The 18,235-nt window shown below is 50.7% G+C and carries 18 protein-coding genes and 1 other annotated feature; of the genes, 3 read left to right on the top strand and 15 right to left on the bottom strand.

The window, feature by feature from the left end:
- Window positions 1-31: 31 nt before the first annotated feature.
- The gene (ppsA, locus tag BEB42_RS09890; RefSeq protein WP_000069402.1) at window positions 32-2,410 is read right to left on the bottom strand and encodes a phosphoenolpyruvate synthase; all 2,379 of its coding nucleotides are present in this window, start codon (window positions 2,408-2,410) and stop codon (window positions 32-34) included.
- Window positions 2,411-2,742: 332 nt separating this feature from the next.
- Between ppsA and ppsR the strand changes: the two genes are divergently transcribed.
- From ppsR to hemP, 3 genes are all read left to right on the top strand, one after another.
- The gene (gene ppsR, locus BEB42_RS09880; protein ID WP_000368046.1) at window positions 2,743-3,576 is read left to right on the top strand and encodes a posphoenolpyruvate synthetase regulatory kinase/phosphorylase PpsR; all 834 of its coding nucleotides are present in this window, start codon (window positions 2,743-2,745) and stop codon (window positions 3,574-3,576) included.
- A 156-nt stretch (window positions 3,577-3,732) separates the two neighbouring features.
- The gene (aroH, locus tag BEB42_RS09875) at window positions 3,733-4,779 is read left to right on the top strand and encodes a 3-deoxy-7-phosphoheptulonate synthase AroH (RefSeq protein WP_001082226.1); all 1,047 of its coding nucleotides are present in this window, start codon (window positions 3,733-3,735) and stop codon (window positions 4,777-4,779) included.
- 131 nt (window positions 4,780-4,910) lie between these two features.
- Window positions 4,911-5,102, top strand: coding sequence for a hemin uptake protein HemP (gene hemP, locus BEB42_RS09870; RefSeq protein WP_001270810.1), 192 nt, complete (start codon window positions 4,911-4,913; stop codon window positions 5,100-5,102).
- Window positions 5,103-5,105: 3 nt separating this feature from the next.
- On the opposite strand, the gene selO is transcribed toward hemP, so the two are convergent.
- The 14 genes from selO to thrS form a co-directional block, all read right to left on the bottom strand.
- The gene (gene selO / locus BEB42_RS09865) at window positions 5,106-6,542 is read right to left on the bottom strand and encodes a protein adenylyltransferase SelO (RefSeq protein ID WP_000175609.1); all 1,437 of its coding nucleotides are present in this window, start codon (window positions 6,540-6,542) and stop codon (window positions 5,106-5,108) included.
- A 62-nt stretch (window positions 6,543-6,604) separates the two neighbouring features.
- Entirely contained in the window at window positions 6,605-7,318 is a 714-nt protein-coding gene (gene ydiV / locus BEB42_RS09860) for an anti-FlhDC factor (RefSeq protein ID WP_001353176.1), read from the bottom strand.
- A gap of 246 nt (window positions 7,319-7,564) precedes the next feature.
- Entirely contained in the window at window positions 7,565-8,029 is a 465-nt protein-coding gene (locus tag BEB42_RS09855) for a C40 family peptidase (RefSeq protein WP_001209785.1), read from the bottom strand.
- A 77-nt stretch (window positions 8,030-8,106) separates the two neighbouring features.
- Window positions 8,107-8,856, bottom strand: coding sequence for a vitamin B12 ABC transporter ATP-binding protein BtuD (gene btuD, locus BEB42_RS09850; protein ID WP_000029466.1), 750 nt, complete (start codon window positions 8,854-8,856; stop codon window positions 8,107-8,109).
- Window positions 8,856-9,407, bottom strand: coding sequence for a bifunctional thioredoxin/glutathione peroxidase (btuE, locus tag BEB42_RS09845; protein WP_001154166.1), 552 nt, complete (start codon window positions 9,405-9,407; stop codon window positions 8,856-8,858). Before btuE ends, btuD begins: the two co-directional genes overlap by 1 nt.
- Window positions 9,408-9,466: 59 nt before the next feature.
- Window positions 9,467-10,447 carry a vitamin B12 ABC transporter permease BtuC gene (gene btuC, locus BEB42_RS09840; RefSeq protein ID WP_000956521.1) on the bottom strand — a complete coding sequence of 327 codons (981 nt, stop codon included), beginning with the start codon at window positions 10,445-10,447 and terminating at the stop codon, window positions 9,467-9,469.
- 100 nt (window positions 10,448-10,547) lie between these two features.
- The gene (ihfA, locus tag BEB42_RS09835; RefSeq protein ID WP_001229265.1) at window positions 10,548-10,847 is read right to left on the bottom strand and encodes an integration host factor subunit alpha; all 300 of its coding nucleotides are present in this window, start codon (window positions 10,845-10,847) and stop codon (window positions 10,548-10,550) included.
- A 4-nt stretch (window positions 10,848-10,851) separates the two neighbouring features.
- On the bottom strand, window positions 10,852-13,239 hold the full coding sequence (pheT, locus tag BEB42_RS09830; protein ID WP_000672339.1) for a phenylalanine--tRNA ligase subunit beta: 2,388 nt from the start codon (window positions 13,237-13,239) through the stop codon (window positions 10,852-10,854).
- Between the two features lie 14 nt (window positions 13,240-13,253).
- Complete coding sequence (gene pheS, locus BEB42_RS09825; RefSeq protein WP_000018588.1) at window positions 13,254-14,237, bottom strand: phenylalanine--tRNA ligase subunit alpha; 984 nt, start codon at window positions 14,235-14,237, stop codon at window positions 13,254-13,256.
- A 209-nt stretch (window positions 14,238-14,446) separates the two neighbouring features.
- Window positions 14,447-14,571 (bottom strand) — a sequence feature (Phe leader region).
- On the bottom strand, window positions 14,521-14,565 hold the full coding sequence (gene pheM / locus BEB42_RS26380) for a pheST operon leader peptide PheM (RefSeq protein WP_001386830.1): 45 nt from the start codon (window positions 14,563-14,565) through the stop codon (window positions 14,521-14,523). Its footprint overlaps the feature before it by 45 nt.
- A 116-nt stretch (window positions 14,572-14,687) precedes the next feature.
- Window positions 14,688-15,044 (bottom strand): 50S ribosomal protein L20, encoded by a 357-nt coding sequence (rplT, locus tag BEB42_RS09815; protein ID WP_000124850.1) that lies wholly within the window; start codon window positions 15,042-15,044, stop codon window positions 14,688-14,690.
- A gap of 52 nt (window positions 15,045-15,096) precedes the next feature.
- Complete coding sequence (gene rpmI / locus BEB42_RS09810) at window positions 15,097-15,294, bottom strand: 50S ribosomal protein L35 (protein WP_001124225.1); 198 nt, start codon at window positions 15,292-15,294, stop codon at window positions 15,097-15,099.
- 96 nt (window positions 15,295-15,390) lie between these two features.
- The gene (gene infC, locus BEB42_RS09805) at window positions 15,391-15,933 is read right to left on the bottom strand and encodes a translation initiation factor IF-3 (RefSeq protein WP_001700733.1); all 543 of its coding nucleotides are present in this window, start codon (window positions 15,931-15,933) and stop codon (window positions 15,391-15,393) included.
- A gap of 3 nt (window positions 15,934-15,936) precedes the next feature.
- Window positions 15,937-17,865 (bottom strand): threonine--tRNA ligase, encoded by a 1,929-nt coding sequence (gene thrS, locus BEB42_RS09800; RefSeq protein WP_001144202.1) that lies wholly within the window; start codon window positions 17,863-17,865, stop codon window positions 15,937-15,939.
- Window positions 17,866-18,235 lie beyond the last annotated feature (370 nt).

Here is an 18,235-nt window from a genome sequence, read left to right as displayed (position 1 = left end):
CCCGGCGACAAAACGCCGCCGGGTATTTATTTTATTTCTTCAGTTCAGCCAGGCTTAACCAGGTTTGTACCACAGTGTCCGGATTCAGGGACAAGCTATCGATCCCCTCTTCCATCAGCCAGGCGGCAAAGTCTTCATGGTCGGACGGACCCTGACCGCAAATCCCGACATATTTGCCCTGCTTCTTCGCGGCACGAATCGCCATCGACAGCAGTGCTTTCACTGCATCGTTGCGCTCATCGAACAGTTCAGACACCACGCCGGAGTCTCGGTCCAGACCAAGCGCAAGCTGCGTCATATCGTTTGAGCCAATTGAGAAGCCGTCGAAATATTCGAGGAACTGCTCTGCCAGTAAGGCGTTGGACGGAATTTCACACATCATGATGATCTTCAGCCCGTTTTCACCACGTTTCAGCCCCTGGCGCGCCAGTTCTTCAACCACCGCTTTCGCCTGATCTACGGTACGCACGAACGGGATCATGATCTCAACGTTGGTCAGTCCCATGTCGTTGCGCACACGTTTCACCGCTTCACACTCCAGTGCGAAGCAGTCGCGGAAGCTGTCGGAAACATAACGTCCCGCGCCACGGAAGCCGAGCATTGGGTTCTCTTCATCTGGCTCGTAACGTTCACCACCGACCAGGTTGGCGTATTCGTTCGATTTAAAATCAGAGAGACGGACAATGACACGCTTCGGATAAAACGCAGCACCCAACGTCGCGATCCCTTCAGTCAGACGACCAACGTAAAACTCACGCGGAGAATCAAAACCTTTCATCATCTCGCGGATTTCGTTTTGCAACTGCGGTTCCTGATCGTCAAACTCAAGCAGTGCGCGTGGGTGGACGCCAATCATACGGTTGATGATAAATTCCAGACGCGCAAGGCCCACGCCTTCGTTCGGCAGGCAGGCGAAATCGAAAGCACGGTCCGGGTTACCGACGTTCATCATCACTTTCAACGGCAGATCCGGCATCGTTTCCACGCTGGAGCTTTTCACGCTAAATTCCAGCAACTCAGCATAGACGTAACCGGTATCACCCTCTGCACAAGAAACAGTGACGTTCTCACCGTCTTTCATCCGTTCTGTTGCATCACCACAGCCCACTACCGCCGGAATGCCCAGTTCACGAGCGATAATCGCCGCGTGACAGGTACGACCGCCACGGTTGGTGACGATGGCAGATGCTTTCTTCATGATCGGTTCCCAATCTGGGTCGGTCATGTCAGTGACCAGCACGTCGCCAGGTTCAATGCGGTTCATTTCGCTGATGTCATGAATGACTTTCACCGGACCCGCGCCGATGCGATGACCGATAGCACGGCCTTCGGCGATAATCTTACCCTGTGAATGCAACGTATAACGCTCCATGACCTGACCGCGTGAGCGCACGGTTTCCGGACGCGCCTGCACAATGAACAGTTTGCCGGTGTGGCCATCTTTCGCCCACTCAATATCCATTGGGCGACCGTAGTGTTTCTCAATTTGTACGGCCTGTTTTGCCAGCTCCTGCACTTCTTCGTTGGTCAGCGAGAAGATGTCACGCTGTTCCTGCGGTACGTCTTCGATTTTAACCTGCTTGCCGTGCTCCTGGGTCGGCGCGTAAACCATGCGGATTTTTTTTGACCCCATGGTGCGGCGCACGATAGCCGGGCGATTTGCCGCCAGTGTCGGTTTATGTACGTAAAACTCATCCGGGTTAACCGCGCCCTGCACGACCATTTCACCAAGGCCCCAAGCGGAAGTGATAAACACCACCTGGTCAAAGCCGGATTCGGTATCAATGGAGAACATCACGCCAGAAGATGCGAGGTCGGAACGCACCATCCGCTGAACACCGGCGGAGAGCGCCACGCCACGGTGATCGTAACCCTGGTGCACACGATAAGAGATGGCGCGATCGTTAAACAGAGAAGCAAATACATGTTTCACTGCCACGAGAACGGCGTCAAGACCCTGAACGTTGAGGAAAGTTTCCTGCTGACCGGCAAAAGAAGCGTCCGGCATATCTTCTGCAGTAGCGGAGGAACGCACCGCAAAAGAGGCGTTTTCGTCATCGGCGGAAAGCTGTGCATAGGCTTCGCGGATGGCGTTTTCCAGCTCAGGCTGGAAGGGAGTGTCGATAATCCACTGGCGGATTTGCGCGCCCGCTTTCGCAAGCTGGGTAACATCGTCAATATCCGTTTTATCCAGCAGTTCATAAATGCGCTGGTTTACGCCGCTTTGGTCCAGAAACTGGTTAAACGCGTCGGCGGTTGTGGCGAAACCATTCGGAACGGAAACACCCATTCCGGAAAGGTTAGTAATCATTTCACCCAGGGAGGCATTTTTGCCCCCAACCCTGTCTACATCATTCATGCCGAGTTGGTTATACCAAAGCACCAGCGGTGACGAGCCATTGTTGGACATCGAACAATCCTTTTGTGATAAATGAACGGTTTGAGAAACACATTTCTGCGCATTTATCTTTGCATATTTAACCGGATGAAAAAAACGGTGAATCGTTCAAGCAAATATATTTTTTTACTTTTTAAGACTGATCCCAGCGTTGCGCAAATCTGCTCTCTTCGACAATTTCCACATAAACCATCGGTATAAACGAAACCGTAAAAATGAAATGCTGTTTTCATAAAAAATAAAATTGAAGGTTCATTTTATAAACCAGACATAACGTTCTACGCTTCTGTGCGTTTTTAATTTATGCTTTCATAGAATTATGTCTGCATTACGGGAAGAACAAAATGGATAATGCTGTTGATCGCCACGTTTTTTATATTTCTGATGGTACGGCAATAACTGCGGAGGTATTAGGACACGCAGTAATGTCACAATTTCCCGTCACTATCAGCAGCATTACGCTGCCGTTTGTCGAAAATGAGAGCCGTGCACGGGCAGTGAAGGATCAGATTGACGCAATTTATCACCAGACAGGTGTGCGCCCACTGGTCTTCTACTCCATCGTGTTGCCGGAGATTCGCGCCATCATCTTGCAAAGTGAAGGCTTTTGCCAGGATATCGTTCAGGCGCTGGTTGCCCCGCTACAGCAAGAGATGAAACTGGATCCAACGCCGATTGCTCATCGTACCCATGGCCTTAACCCTAATAATCTCAATAAATACGATGCGCGCATTGCGGCGATTGATTACACCCTTGCCCATGACGACGGCATTTCGTTGCGCAATCTGGACCAGGCTCAGGTGATCCTGCTCGGCGTTTCTCGCTGTGGTAAAACCCCCACCAGTCTGTATCTGGCAATGCAATTTGGTATCCGCGCGGCAAACTACCCCTTTATTGCCGACGATATGGATAATCTGGTGCTACCCGCGTCGCTCAAACCGCTTCAGCATAAATTGTTCGGCCTGACTATCGACCCGGAACGTCTGGCGGCGATTCGCGAGGAACGTCGGGAGAACAGTCGCTATGCCTCGCTTCGTCAGTGCAGGATGGAAGTCGCGGAAGTGGAAGCGTTGTACCGTAAGAATCAGATCCCATGGATTAACAGTACCAATTATTCGGTAGAAGAGATTGCCACCAAGATCCTTGATATCATGGGCCTTAGTCGTCGAATGTACTAGAGAACTAGTGCATTAACTTGTTTTTTTGTTATCATGCTAACCACCCGGCGAGGTGTGACACACCTCGCACTTGAAATCAGCTGCGATTGGTTTATCGTGATGCGCATCACTTCCCGGTAGTCCTGCCGTAGAAGCAACAAATTTCTGAGACTTGTAATGAACAGAACTGACGAACTCCGTACTGCGCGTATTGAGAGCCTGGTAACGCCCGCCGAACTCGCGCTACGGTATCCCGTAACGCCTGGCGTCGCCACCCATGTCACCGACTCCCGCCGCAGAATTGAAAAAATACTGAATGGTGAAGATAAGCGACTGTTGGTCATTATTGGCCCCTGCTCGATCCACGATCTCACCGCTGCAATGGAGTACGCCACCCGTCTGCAGTCGCTGCGCAACCAGTACCAGTCACGGCTGGAAATCGTAATGCGCACCTATTTTGAAAAACCACGAACTGTAGTCGGCTGGAAAGGGCTAATCTCCGATCCGGATTTAAACGGCAGCTATCGGGTAAATCACGGTCTGGAGCTGGCGCGCAAATTACTTTTACAGGTCAATGAGCTGGGCGTCCCTACCGCGACTGAGTTCCTCGATATGGTGACCGGTCAGTTTATTGCTGATTTAATCAGTTGGGGCGCGATTGGCGCACGTACTACCGAAAGTCAGATCCACCGTGAAATGGCTTCGGCACTCTCCTGTCCGGTAGGTTTTAAAAATGGTACCGATGGCAACACGCGGATTGCCGTGGATGCTATCCGCGCAGCCCGCGCCAGCCATATGTTCCTCTCGCCAGACAAAAATGGTCAGATGACCATCTATCAGACCAGCGGCAATCCGTATGGCCACATTATTATGCGTGGCGGCAAAAAGCCGAATTACCATGCGGATGATATCGCCGCTGCCTGCGATACGTTGCACGAGTTTGATTTACCTGAACATCTGGTGGTGGATTTCAGCCACGGCAACTGCCAGAAGCAGCATCGTCGCCAGTTAGAAGTTTGTGAGGATATTTGTCAGCAAATCCGCAATGGCTCTACGGCGATTGCTGGAATTATGGCGGAAAGTTTCCTGCGCGAAGGAACGCAAAAAATCGTCGGCGGTCAGCCGCTCACTTACGGTCAATCGATTACCGACCCGTGTCTGGGCTGGGAAGATACCGAACGCCTGGTCGAAAAACTCGCCTCTGCGGTTGATACCCGCTTCTGAATGCGTGCCCATTCCTGACGGAATGGGCATTTCTGCGCAACTTGTTGTCTTCTCAACAAATTACTGCTTGCTCTGGCCCGCCAGAATATTGATAATAAGAATCATTGTTATATCAATTATTATTAATTTTTATGCGTTATACGGATAGCAGAAAACTCACGCCTGAAACGGATGCCAATCACAAGACCGCCTCCCCGCAGCCCATTCGGCGAATTACCAGCCAGACACTGTTAGGTCCGGATGGCAAACTGATTATCGATCATGACGGGCAAGAATATCTGCTCCGTAAAACTCAGGCTGGCAAGCTGCTATTGACCAAGTAGCCTTTAACTCGAGCAGCTGACTTCCAGCCGTTTACCCCAGTCAGGTGGACGACTGACATAGTCATCATCCCTGTCGCTGAAAGGATTTCGCAACGCCTCATGCAGGCGGTGCAATTCCGTCATATCACCCTTTTCTGCCGCTTCAATCGCCCGTTGCGCCAACCAGTTGCGCAACACCAGCGAAGGATTTACGCTTTGCATCAGCTGCTGACGCTCACTATCGGTAACCTCGTCTTGTTGCAAACGTACCCGATAACGGGCAAACCAGTCATCAAATGCCGCACGATCGATAAACTCATCACGTAGCGGTGACGCCGCGCTGTACTGCTCGGTCAGACTCAGCATGCGGAATGTGCGGGTATAATCGCTGCGCTCTCGCGCCATCAGACTGAATAATTCATTCAGTAGCGCGTTATCCTCTTTTTGCTCCGTCATGAAGCCCAGTTTCTGCCGCATCCGTTGTCCATAATGCGTCAACAAAACCTGCTGATAGCTGTCCAGGGCCTCATTCAGGGCATCTACGGCAACAAATGGTGACAATGTCTGCGCCAGACGCTGTAAATTCCACAACGCGACGGCAGGTTGATTATCAAAGCTGTAACGCCCTTGGTGATCCGAGTGATTACAAATAAAACCGGGTTCGTAATCATCAAGAAAACCAAACGGCCCGTAATCAAGCGTCAGCCCCAGCAGCGACATGTTGTCGGTATTCATCACCCCATGAGCAAAGCCGACCGTCTGCCATTGGGCAATTAACGATGCGGTACGTGCGACAACATCGGTAAACCAGAGACGGTATTTGTCCTCATCATCTGCAAGATGTGACCAGTAATGACGAATAGCAAATTCAGCTAACTGACGAACCTTTTCCGGCTCGCGGCGATAGTAAAAATGTTCGAAATGACCAAAGCGCAGATGGCTTGGTGCCACACGCATCAGCATCGCGCCTGGCTCCACCGTTTCCCGATACACTGGTGAATCGCTGGTGACGATACTCAACGCGCGGGTCGTCGGAATGCCCAGATAATGCATCGCCTCACTGGCGAGACTTTCTCGTATCGTCGAACGTAAAACCGCCCGTCCATCACCCATTCGCGAATAAGGCGTCAGGCCAGCACCTTTCAGATGCCAGTCCATTGTAGTGCCATCAGCAAGCCGTTGTTCGCCGAGTAAAATGCCGCGCCCATCACCCAGTTGGCCCGCCCAGACGCCGAACTGATGACCACTGTAAACCTGCGCCAGTGGTGACATACCAGGCAGTAGGGTTTCGCCACCCCAGACACCTGCGCCATTTTTAAACAGTGACGATGGAATACCCAGCGTGTTAGCCAGTTCGGCATTATGCCAAATCAGCCGGGCATTATTTAAAGGCGTAGGGGAAAGTGTTGTATAGGTTGCTGGCAATTCATCGCGCCAACGGGTAATAAAAGACAGGGTCATAGATCCTCCTGTTTGATAGTGTAGACGGTTACTCTCGTCTTAAACACCAGCAAACAGGAGGGTTATCGCTGAACCAACGTCGTTATCTGATTTACAGGAACGGCAGGCCACAGGCATCCCTGGAGAGCATGGAAATCAAAGGGGGTAATCTGTGCCATTATTTCTGGCGTATCAATGCCCCCCGCGATGATGCAATTGCAACATGGGGAAATTTGCGCCTGGAGCGCACGAATAAACGGTTCGAAGGAGCGATGCGTGATTTGTTGCTGAATAAAACTTTTATCCAGCATGACGCGGGTGAAAAGACCATCAAAAACCGCTTTCATTGTGCTATTGCCTGCGCCCAAATTACCTAACACAAGGGGATACATTTGCGATAAGGACAAAAGATCGCGATTATCTTTTCCTTCATCGAGATGCGGGTAATTCTCATTAATCAACAGTTCAATAAACGGATATTTTAATAGTTCGCCCGCGTAATTATCCCTGTCTAATAATAAAGTAGCCACTTGTGGGGTTAAATTAAGCCAGGCAAAGAGTTTATGTTGAATAAAAAAGTGTTGGCATGATTTTAGCAATTCCAACTGCTCAGAAAATAATTGCCAATGTTGCTCCTCGGTAAGTTGCGCTATAACCCGACTCGTCGGTATACGAACCGTACCATCTTCACTGGAGAAATGGGTAATTAACTCAACGCCGACAAGGTCTTGCTGGTTATCTCTTATCGGCAGGAAATAGCAATCAGAACGATAAAGATTCTCCAAAAAAATCTTCATGGTAACCGTCCCTCTCGAAGGATGTTTTTCAGTATCCGGCTAAAAGGGATGAGGCCATAAGACATAACAATTACAGAAGGAGTAACTTTCATTTGTTCCATGTTAACCACTTTTTCAGGGGTCCTTTTATTAGATTATCCTGATTATAAACGAATAATCCATATACGGTATTTTTGTCTGTAAAATACTACTGTATTCAGGAGTAAATGGACGGAGATGTATCATCGCCGTCCATTTTTCGACATACTAGATTCGTCTCGCCTGCCAGAAATTTTTCTGCCAATAGACATTATCGAGTGAGGAACGCATCACTCCCTTGCTGGTAGAGGCGTGGATAAATTGGTTGTTGGTATCGTAAATACCTACATGCAAACCATTTTGTCCGGAGCCCGTTTTGAAAAAGACCAGGTCACCAGGCAGCAACTCGTCTTTATCAATTTGCGTGCCGATAGAGGCTTGTTGTTTGGTTTCACGGGGCAGCTGCAAATCGAAACGATCGCGCATCGTCACAACCACAAACCCCGAACAGTCCACACCGCGCCGCGTCATGCCACCATAACGATACGGCGTGCCATGCCAGCTCTGTAGCTGGTCGTTCAAACCGGCAATAACGGTAATCGAATCAGAAAGTCTGGCATTTGGCGGCGGTGCTTTATGGTGGCTACACCCGGCCAGAAACAGTGCTGTGATCAAAATAAGGCAGAAACGCATTCCGTACGGTTCCTCTGTTTTTTATTCTTGCATTAATTTAGCGTCGTAATTACCCGATTTTCAAGATACTAATGAAATCAGATGGTCGAAATCAGCATTCTGTGACCTTCGATATCCAGACGGCGAAAATTCATCCCATAGGCCTGCGCCAGATTTGGCGGCGTGAGCACCTCTTCTCTGCGTCCACTGGCCAGCATTTTTCCACCTTTTAGCAACCACGCCCGATGCGCATGACGCAAGGTGTGGTTGAGATCGTGACTGCTCATAACAATCGCCAGTCCTTGCTGACACAGCGCGCTCAGAATTTTGTCTAACGCACTTTGTTGCGCAACATCAAGACTGTTCATAGGCTCATCAAGAAGTAGTAATTGGCCTGCGGGATTGGCTTGTGGTGTGATTTGCAGCACCACCGCAGCAAGACGTACGCGTTGCCATTCGCCGCCGGAAAGTTGATTGGTGCTACGTCCGAGTTTGTCATCAAGAGCCAGCGCCCCTGCGACATCATTCAGTAGTTCGGTACGCGTTTTATCGTGCTGATGCAGTGTCAGGTAGTGCCAGACCGGCATTGCAAACGGTGGCGTCTGTTGTTGTGAAAGATAGGCGCGATGCAGCGCGAGTTTTGTTGCGGACCATGCTTCCAGTGGTTGCCCCGCGAACTGAATGCTTCCCTTACCGCTGGTCATTCCGGCCATTCGCGCCAGTAAGGTACTCTTACCCGCGCCATTCGGCCCCACCAGATGCAGGATCTCCCCAGCCCGAACCTCGCCAGAAAGCGGCCCAAGGCGGGTTGATTCCGCAACATCCTGTAGCTGCATCACAATAGACATTATTTCGCCAACGCCAGTTTAATGCTTTCCATCACAATGGGATCTTCCGGCGTCATATCCGGGGAAAAACGCTGGATGACCAATCCGTCCCTGCCAACTAAAAATTTCTCAAAATTCCATAAAATATCATCAGGGTACAGCGGTGCACGACCTTTGCTGACCATACGGGCATAGAATCCGCTCTCTTCCGGCGCGACTGCCGTCGGCGCTGCGGCAATCAATTTTTGATACAGCGGATGGCGTCCTTCGCCATTAACTTCAATCTTACTGAACATCGGGAACGTCACCCCCCAGGTAGTGGTGCAGTAAGTTTTAATCTCTTCATCGCTGCCCGGTTCTTGCTCCAGAAACTGGTTGCACGGGAATCCCAACACCACAAAACCACGATCGGCCCAGGCTTTCTGAATATTCTCCAACTGCTCATATTGCGGCGTTAAGCCACACTTTGAGGCGACATTGACAATCAACAGCACATTACCGGCGTACTTCTCCAGCGTGGCCACTTCACCGTCGATATCTTTCACTACGGTCGTCAGAATGGAATCTTGCATCGTTTCTCCTGGGTGGTCAGTAAAAATCTTAGCTTTTAATCATAGACCGTCTTTTGCGGCTAACGTCCTGCTTTTAACAATAACCAGATAAACACCGGCGCACCCAACGTTGCGGTGACCACGCCAATAGGCAGCTCTGCGGCAGCTAATGCCAGGCGCGCTACAACATCGGCCAGCAGCAATGCGCTCGCCCCTGCCAGCGCGCAGCCGGGAAGTAATACGCGATGATCGGTCAAACCACATAACCGGAGAATATGTGGGATCACCAGACCAATAAAGCCGATAGCACCCGCCAACGCCACACTGACGCCAACCATCCAGCCGGTCGCTGCCACCAGCACATTGCGCCAGAACCACAGGGGTAAACCTAGTTGCCGCGCCGAGATCTCGCCAAGTGCTAACATATTCATCGGTCTGGACTGACAACAGATCCACAACAACACGGGTATCAATGCCAGCATCAGCCAACTTTGCCGCCAGTCTACGCCGCCAAAACCGCCCATCATCCAGTACATCAGCTGACGTAAATCAACAGAGGTGGAAAAATAGATAGCCCACGTCATTAGTGCGCTACAGATAATCCCTAATGCAACACCAGCCAGCAATAACCGACTGGTCGAAAGATGACGACGGGCAAAACGTAAGAGTATTAAAGTGATGATAAGCGCGCCAGCAATCGCACACAGCCCTAGTGCCCAGTTTGGGAATTGCCCTTGCCCAAGCAATACCGCGGCGATAAGCCCTACGCCTGCGCCGTTAGAGACGCCAAGTAGTCCAGGTTCTGCCAGAGGATTTTCAAACAATGCCTGCATTACAGAGCCGGATATAGCCAGCGCCGCACCAACCAGCAATACAGCCAGCGTACGTGGCAGGCGAATTTGCCAGATGAACAGTTCGCCACGAGGAGTAAACCAGTCACCTGGCGAAATCCATTGTTCACCGGCGCAAAGGCTTAAGAGAAGCGCCAGCAGCATCAAAACTGACAGGCATAATAACCAGCGAATATTTTGTCGCTGTTGTTGGCGGGCAAGTGTCAGCATGGTATCCGTTCTGCTGAAGTGTCATGGCGTTGATTTTACGGTGACTCTTCGACAGTGAAAAGAAAAAAGGCCGCAGAGCGGCCTTTTTAGTTAGATCAGATTACTCGTCTTTGGGCGAAGCGTTTTCGACCCGGCTTTTTAACTTCTGCCCGGGTCTGAAGGTCACCACGCGCCGTGCTGTAATGGGAATATCCTCGCCCGTTTTCGGGTTACGTCCCGGGCGTTGATTCTTATCACGCAGATCGAAGTTACCAAAACCAGAGAGTTTCACCTGTTCGCCGTTTTCCAGAGCTCGACGGATCTCTTCGAAAAACAGTTCAACCAGTTCTTTGGCATCCCGCTTGCTAAGCCCAAGCTTATCAAACAGATATTCTGACATTTCAGCTTTTGTAAGCGCCATAGGTTCAATCCCTCAATGATGCCTGGAATCGCTCTTTTAATGCCTCTACACATTTGGCGACGGTAGCGGCAATCTCCTCTTCTTCGAGTGTACGGCTGGTATCTTGCAGGATCAGGCTTATGGCGAGGCTCTTATACCCCTCCGCAACACCCTTACCGCGGTACACGTCAAATAAGTTTACGCCAACTACCTGATTTACGCCAACTTTCTTACATTCGGATAAAATATCCGCTGCGGGAACGTTTTCTGCGACCACCACCGCGATGTCACGACGGTTCGCCGGGAAGCGAGAAATCTCACGCGCCTGAGGCACCACGCGGTCTGCGAGCTTGTTCCACTCCAGTTCGAACACCAGAGTGCGACCGTTAAGATCCAGTTTACGTTCCAGTTCAGGATGAACAACCCCAACAAAACCAATACGTTCACCTTTCAGATAAATCGCTGCGGATTGCCCCGGATGCAGCGCCGGATTCGCTTGCGCACGGAACTCAACATCAGCCAGTTTACCGGTCAGGTCGAGAACGGATTCAAGATCGCCTTTCAAATCATAGAAATCAACGGTCTCTTTTGCCAGGTTCCAGTGCTCTTCGTAACGGTTACCGCAAATAACACCGGCTAACATCAGATCCTGACGAATGCCCAACGGTGCCTGAGTATCTGGCACAAAACGCAGACCGCTTTCGAAAATGCGCACACGGTTTTGCTGACGGTTCTGGTTGTACACCACGGTTGCCAGCAGGCCGGTCCACAGAGAAAGACGCATTGCTGACATTTCAACGGAAATAGGGCTTGGCAGCAGTAAGGCTTCAACACCTGGATGGATCATCTGCTGCACTTTCGGATCAACGAAGCTGTAGGTGATCACTTCCTGATAGCCTTTGTCGTTGAGCAGCGTTTTCACGCGCTTGAGCGACAGATCGGCTTCACGGTGAGTACCCATAATCAGGTTTGCCTGCACCGGCTCATCAGGGATGTTGTTGTAGCCGTAAACACGCGCGACTTCTTCGACCAGATCTTCTTCAATCTCCATGTCGAAACGCCAGCTCGGCGCAACTGCCTGCCACTCGTCTTTGCCTTCGGTCACTTCGCAGCCGAGACGACGCAGAATGTCAGTAACCTGCTCATTGGCAATATGATGACCAATCAGGCGATCCAGTTTGCTGCGACGCAAAGTGATGGTTGCACGCTTCGGCAGCGTTGCTTCGTTGGTGATATCAATTACCGGACCAGCCTCACCACCGCAGATGTCGATCAGCAGACGGGTCGCACGTTCCATCGCTTTGTGCTGCAGTGCCGGATCAACGCCACGCTCATAACGGTGAGACGCATCAGTATGCAGGCCATGACGACGAGCACGACCGGTGATAGACAGTGGGCTGAAGAAAGCGCATTCCAACAGGACGTTTTGCGTTTCGTCATTCACGCCAGAGTGTTCGCCACCAAAGATGCCGCCCATCGCCAGCGCCTTGTTGTGGTCGGCGATGACCAGGGTGTCAGCGTTCAGCTTCGCTTCGGTACCGTCGAGCAGTACCAGCGTTTCGCCCTCTTTCGCCATCCGCACCACAATGCCGCCTTCAATGCGATCTTTATCGAAAGCGTGCATCGGCTGGCCCAGTTCGAGCAGCACATAGTTGGTGACGTCAACAACTGCATCGATAGAACGGATCCCGCAACGACGCAGTTTTTCTTTCATCCACAGCGGAGTTGGCGCTTTAACGTTAATGCCTTTTACCACACGGCCAAGATAACGCGGGCAGGCTTCCGGCGCTTCTACTGCAATCGGCAGCGTGTCGTCGATGGTCGCACCAACCGGAACGATTTCCGGTTCAACCAGCGGCAGCTGGTTCAGCACGGCAACATCACGCGCCACGCCGATAATGCCTAAGCAATCGGCACGGTTTGGTGTCACGCTGATTTCGATGGTGTTGTCATCGAGTTTCAGGTATTCGCGGATGTCGGTGCCAATCGGCGCATCCGCTGGCAGTTCGATAATGCCGCTGTGATCGTCAGAAATTCCCAGCTCAGAAAAGGAGCACAGCATCCCTTCAGACGGTTCGCCGCGCAGTTTTGCCGCTTTAATTTTGAAATCACCCGGCAGAACAGCACCAATGGTCGCTACCGCCACACGCAGGCCCTGACGGCAGTTTGGCGCACCGCAGACAATGTCCAGCAGGCGATCGCCGCCGACATTCACTTTTGTCACTCGCAGTTTGTCAGCGTTCGGATGCTGCGCACACTCAACCACTTCACCCACAACCACGCCGTGGAAGCTACCGGCAACCGGTTCTACACCGTCAACTTCCAGGCCAGCCATGGTGATTTGATTTGCCAACGCATCACTATCAATCGCCGGGTTCACCCATTCGCGTAACCACAGTTCACTGAATTTCATAATCTATTCCTGCCTTATTTAAACTGTTTGAGGAAACGCAGATCGTTTTCGAAGAATGAACGCAGGTCGGTGACGCCGTAACGCAACATAGTCAGACGCTCCATCCCCATCCCGAAGGCGAAACCAGAGTAAACTTCCGGATCGATGCCAACATTACGCAGCACGTTCGGATGCACCATCCCGCAGCCCAGTACTTCCAGCCATTTACCGTTTTTCCCCATGACGTCCACTTCTGCAGAAGGTTCGGTAAACGGGAAGTAGGAAGGACGGAAGCGGATCTGCAAATCTTCCTCAAAGAAGTTACGCAGGAAGTCGTGCAGCGTGCCTTTCAGGTTGGTAAAGCTGATGTTGGTATCAACAATCAGACCTTCCATCTGATGGAACATCGGCGTGTGAGTCTGGTCGTAGTCGTTACGATAAACGCGGCCAGGCGCGATGATACGAATCGGTGGCTGCTGAGCTTTCATGGTGCGGATCTGTACGCCAGAGGTCTGGGTACGCAGCAGGCGGGTAGCGTCAAACCAGAAAGTGTCGTGGTCAGCGCGCGCCGGGTGGTGACCAGGAATGTTCAGAGCATCGAAGTTATGATAATCGTCTTCGATTTCCGGCCCGGTTGCCACGGTAAAGCCAAGCTCACCGAAGAAACTTTCGATACGGTCGATGGTACGGGTCACCGGATGCAGACCGCCGTTTTCAATACGACGACCCGGCAGGGAGACATCAATCGTTTCCGCAGCCAGACGCGCATTCAGCGCTGCGCTTTCCAGTTCCGCTTTACGTGCATTCAGCGCCTGCTGAACCTGCTCTTTCGCTTCGTTGATAACCGCACCGGCTGCCGGGCGTTCTTCTGGCGGCAGCTCACGCAGGGTCGTCATCTGAAGGGTTAAGTGCCCTTTTTTACCCAAATATTCGACGCGCACATTGTCTAACGCGGCAACATCTGACGCCTGGCTAATGGCCGCCTTCGCACTGGCAACCAGTTCTGCGAGATGTGACATGGTTTTCCTCATTGTGTCAGTGGTGACACTGGTTCGTTGGACTTAGAGCCTATCCCATCAGGCTATTTTACTTGCCATTTTGGTCCCGGGCAGTGCTCGAAATCCTCACGTACTTAAGTACGCTCCGGTTTCTCCGCGCTGGCCGTGCCCAGACTGGCTGCGACAATTACGCCTGATGAGACAGGCTTTTTATTTTTCAAAACGCGCATACAAAAAAAGCCTCCACTGGGAGGCTTTCAGGCGCTGTTTTCCGTTTCTCTTCTCACGCGCTAGCCTCCTGGAGTCAGGTGCTAAAGTAAAAAAAGAAGCGGAAAATAGCAGCATTCATTGCTTGCGTTACCTTTTGGTACTTTTCAAAAGACCTTTATTGAAAAGGCTACGGCGATAAAAGTCAATGTTTTGATGGCGTTGAAACGAAAAGAGGGAGACTAGCTCCCTCTTTCAACTGGCTTATGCCAGAGCTGCTTTCGCTTTTTCAACCAGAGCGGTGAACGCTACTTTGTCGAATACTGCGATATCAGCCAGGATCTTACGGTCGATTTCAACAGAGGCTTTTTTCAGGCCATTGATGAATTTGCTGTAAGAAATACCGTTCTGACGTGCTGCTGCGTTGATACGCGCAATCCACAGTTGACGGAACTGACGCTTACGTTGACGACGGTCACGGTAAGCATACTGACCAGCTTTGATAACAGCCTGGAAGGCAACGCGGTATACGCGAGAACGCGCACCGTAGTAGCCTTTAGCTTGTTTCAAAATTTTCTTGTGACGTGCGCGTGCAATTACACCACGTTTTACGCGAGCCATATGTGCTCTCCTGTATCTATATTCTAATTAAAAAGTTAAAAACGTTAACGGCTTATGCGTACGGCAGGCACGCGATTACCAGGCCCAGATCGCCTTTGGAAACCATGGCTTTCGGACGCAGGTGACGTTTACGTTTGGTCGCTTTTTTGGTCAGAATGTGACGCAGGTTAGCGTGCTTGTGCTTAAAACCACCTTTACCGGTTTTTTTGAAGCGCTTAGCAGCACCGCGTACGGTCTTAATTTTTGGCATTTTAATAACTTCCACTTCGCATTGTTAATAAACGAAACAAAGGCGAACAATGCCTGTGAAGCCCAAAGGCTCCACAGACAGTGCTACTTGAAGGCCTTACTGTTTCTTCTTAGGAGCGAGCACCATGATCATCTGGCGGCCTTCGATCTTCGTTGGGAAGGATTCGACCACTGCCAGTTCTTGCAAATCGTCTTTCACGCGATTAAGCACTTCCATACCGATTTGCTGGTGCGCCATCTCACGACCGCGGAAACGCAGCGTGATTTTGGCTTTATCACCCTCTTCGAGAAAGCGAATCAGGCTGCGGAGTTTTACCTGATAGTCGCCTTCATCTGTACCAGGACGGAATTTAATTTCCTTAACCTGGATAACTTTTTGCTTTTTCTTCTGTTCCTTAGAAGACTTGCTCTTTTCATAGAGGAATTTGCCGTAATCCATTATACGACAAACCGGCGGCTCGGCGTTAGGGCTGATCTCGACTAAGTCTACTCCGGCTTCTTCTGCTTTCTCCAGAGCTTCTCTCAGACTCACAATACCAAGCTGCTCGCCTTCCAGACCTGTTAAGCGAACTTCCTGGGCGCGAATTTCGCCATTGATACGGTTAGGGCGCGCCGTTTGAACTCGTTTTCCGCCTTTAATACCTTATTCCTCCAATTGTTTAAGACTGCGGCTGCGAATCTCTTGTTGCAGCTTCTCGATCACTTCATTTACGTCCATGCTTCCCAGGTCTTTACCACGGCGGGTGCGAACGGCAACTTTGCCTGATTCCACCTCTTTATCACCACAGACCAGCATATATGGGACGCGACGCAAAGTGTGCTCGCGGATTTTAAAGCCAATCTTCTCATTTCTCAAGTCTGCTTTAACACGAATGCCCGCATTTGATAGTTTTTGCGTCAATTCGTTAACGTATTCAGACTGTGAATCGGTAATATTCATGATAACAACCTGAACCGGCGCAAGCCAGGTCGGGAAGAAACCAGCGAATTCTTCGGTCAGGATACCGATGAAACGTTCCATCGACCCCAGAATTGCGCGGTGAATCATTACCGGTACCTTACGCTCGTTGTCTTCACCCACATAGGAGGCGCTCAGACGAGACGGCAAGGAGAAGTCCAGCTGTACTGTACCGCACTGCCATGCACGATCGAGGCAGTCATACAGGGTAAATTCAATTTTCGGACCGTAGAAAGCGCCTTCACCCAGTTGATATTCAAACGGGATGTTGTTTTCTTCCAGCGCAACTGCCAGGTCCGCCTCAGCACGATCCCACATTTCGTCGCTGCCAATACGTTTTTCAGGACGAGTGGAGAGTTTGACGACGATCTTCTCGAAGCCAAAAGTGCTGTACATATCATAGACTAAACGGATACATCCGTTAACTTCATCGCGAATTTGTTCTTCAGTACAGAAGATATGCGCGTCATCCTGGGTAAAACCACGTACACGCATCAGGCCATGCAGCGAACCTGACGGCTCGTTACGGTGGCAGCTACCAAACTCGGCCATACGCAGCGGCAGATCGCGATAAGACTTCAGCCCCTGGTTGAAAATTTGTACGTGACCCGGGCAGTTCATCGGCTTAATGCAGTATTCACGGTTCTCAGAAGACGTGGTGAACATTGCATCTTTGTAGTTGTCCCAGTGACCGGTTTTTTCCCACAGAACACGGTCCATCATGAACGGACCTTTAACTTCCTGATACTGGTACTCTTTCAGTTTAGAACGAACAAACACTTCCAGTTCACGGAAGATGGTCCAACCGTCGTTGTGCCAGAAGACCATACCCGGCGCTTCTTCCTGCATATGGTACAGGTCGAGCTGTTTACCGATTTTACGGTGGTCGCGTTTCGCGGCTTCTTCCAGGCGCTGCAGGTAAGCGTTTAGCGCTTTTTTGTCTGCCCACGCCGTACCGTAAATACGTTGCAACATTTTGTTGTTGCTGTCGCCACGCCAGTAAGCCCCTGCCGTTTTCATCAGTTTGAAATGATGGCAGAAACGCATGTTCGGTACGTGCGGACCGCGGCACATGTCGACATATTCTTCATGGAAGTACAGACCTGGCTTGTCATCATGGGCGATGTTTTCGTCAAGAATGGAGACTTTGTAGCTCTCCCCACGGTTGGCGAAAGTTTCACGCGCTTCGTGCCAGCTGACTTTCTTTTTAATGACGTCGTAGTTTTTCTCAGCAAGCTCATGCATCCGCTTCTCGAGTGCTTCGACATCTTCCTGGGTTAACGTGCGGTCAAGATCAACGTCGTAATAAAAACCGTTGTCAATAACCGGGCCGATTGCCATTTTGGTATGCGGCCAAAGTTGTTTAATCGCGTGCCCTAACAGGTGCGCACAGGAGTGACGAATGATCTCCAGACCTTCTTCGTCTTTGGCGGTAATGATCGACAGTTGTGCGTCGTTTTCAATCAGATCGCAAGCATCAACCAGTTCACCATTAACGCGCCCTGCGATACAGGCTTTCGCCAGACCTGGACCAATGTCCAGCGCAACATCCATGGGGCTTACAGCGTGGTCGTAATGGCGTTGGCTGCCATCAGGAAGAGTTATAACAGGCATTTTATATCCTTATTTGCAGTGGTGACCCACACGAAAGATCACATACAAAGAAAAATTTGTTTATTAACAGTTCATTGCGAAACCATCTAGCCAACAAATGCTAAATTGGTTCGCAATCAGGTACACAAATGAAAGACATTAACCTCTCACCTTCCACCCGGTTGAACGATGTTAACACTAAAAAAAGGGAGATTGTACCTTTCCGTTTCACATTGATTCGATTCGCAATTCGTTTGTAGTGAGTACACCAGCAAAACGCTTAAAGAACCACTGATAACATCACGCAGCGTCTGAAAGGTTTACTGCGAGCGGATTTACGCAGATAAACTGAATCCAGCAAAGTTCGTTGCGCTATTTGGCGGTGGTATTT

Source organism: Escherichia sp. MOD1-EC5990 (assembly GCF_002965285.1).
GTDB lineage: Bacteria > Pseudomonadota > Gammaproteobacteria > Enterobacterales > Enterobacteriaceae > Escherichia > Escherichia coli_F.
The sequence above is the reverse complement of the archived record's forward strand: the minus strand, read 5'-3'. Positions and strand labels throughout refer to the sequence as shown.

Bases quoted from the DNA above. Each gene is read 5' to 3' on its own strand.
- pheT (WP_000672339.1), bottom strand. From the start codon at position 13,239: ATGAAATTCAGTGAACTGTGGTTACGCGAATGGGTGAACCCGGCGATT.
- rpmI (WP_001124225.1), bottom strand. From the start codon at position 15,294: ATGCCAAAAATTAAGACCGTACGCGGTGCTGCTAAGCGCTTCAAAAAA.
- ppsA (WP_000069402.1), bottom strand. From the start codon at position 2,410: ATGTCCAACAATGGCTCGTCACCGCTGGTGCTTTGGTATAACCAACTC.
- btuC (WP_000956521.1), bottom strand. From the start codon at position 10,447: ATGCTGACACTTGCCCGCCAACAACAGCGACAAAATATTCGCTGGTTA.
- ihfA (WP_001229265.1), bottom strand. From the start codon at position 10,847: ATGGCGCTTACAAAAGCTGAAATGTCAGAATATCTGTTTGATAAGCTT.
- rplT (WP_000124850.1), bottom strand. From the start codon at position 15,044: ATGGCTCGCGTAAAACGTGGTGTAATTGCACGCGCACGTCACAAGAAA.
- btuD (WP_000029466.1), bottom strand. From the start codon at position 8,856: ATGTCTATTGTGATGCAGCTACAGGATGTTGCGGAATCAACCCGCCTT.
- selO (WP_000175609.1), bottom strand. From the start codon at position 6,542: ATGACCCTGTCTTTTATTACCCGTTGGCGCGATGAATTGCCAGCAACC.
- aroH (WP_001082226.1), top strand. From the start codon at position 3,733: ATGAACAGAACTGACGAACTCCGTACTGCGCGTATTGAGAGCCTGGTA.
- ppsR (WP_000368046.1), top strand. From the start codon at position 2,743: ATGGATAATGCTGTTGATCGCCACGTTTTTTATATTTCTGATGGTACG.
- ydiV (WP_001353176.1), bottom strand. From the start codon at position 7,318: ATGAAGATTTTTTTGGAGAATCTTTATCGTTCTGATTGCTATTTCCTG.
- pheS (WP_000018588.1), bottom strand. From the start codon at position 14,237: ATGTCACATCTCGCAGAACTGGTTGCCAGTGCGAAGGCGGCCATTAGC.
- thrS (WP_001144202.1), bottom strand. From the start codon at position 17,865: ATGCCTGTTATAACTCTTCCTGATGGCAGCCAACGCCATTACGACCAC.
- btuE (WP_001154166.1), bottom strand. From the start codon at position 9,407: ATGCAAGATTCCATTCTGACGACCGTAGTGAAAGATATCGACGGTGAA.
- BEB42_RS09855 (WP_001209785.1), bottom strand. From the start codon at position 8,029: ATGCGTTTCTGCCTTATTTTGATCACAGCACTGTTTCTGGCCGGGTGT.
- hemP (WP_001270810.1), top strand. From the start codon at position 4,911: ATGCGTTATACGGATAGCAGAAAACTCACGCCTGAAACGGATGCCAAT.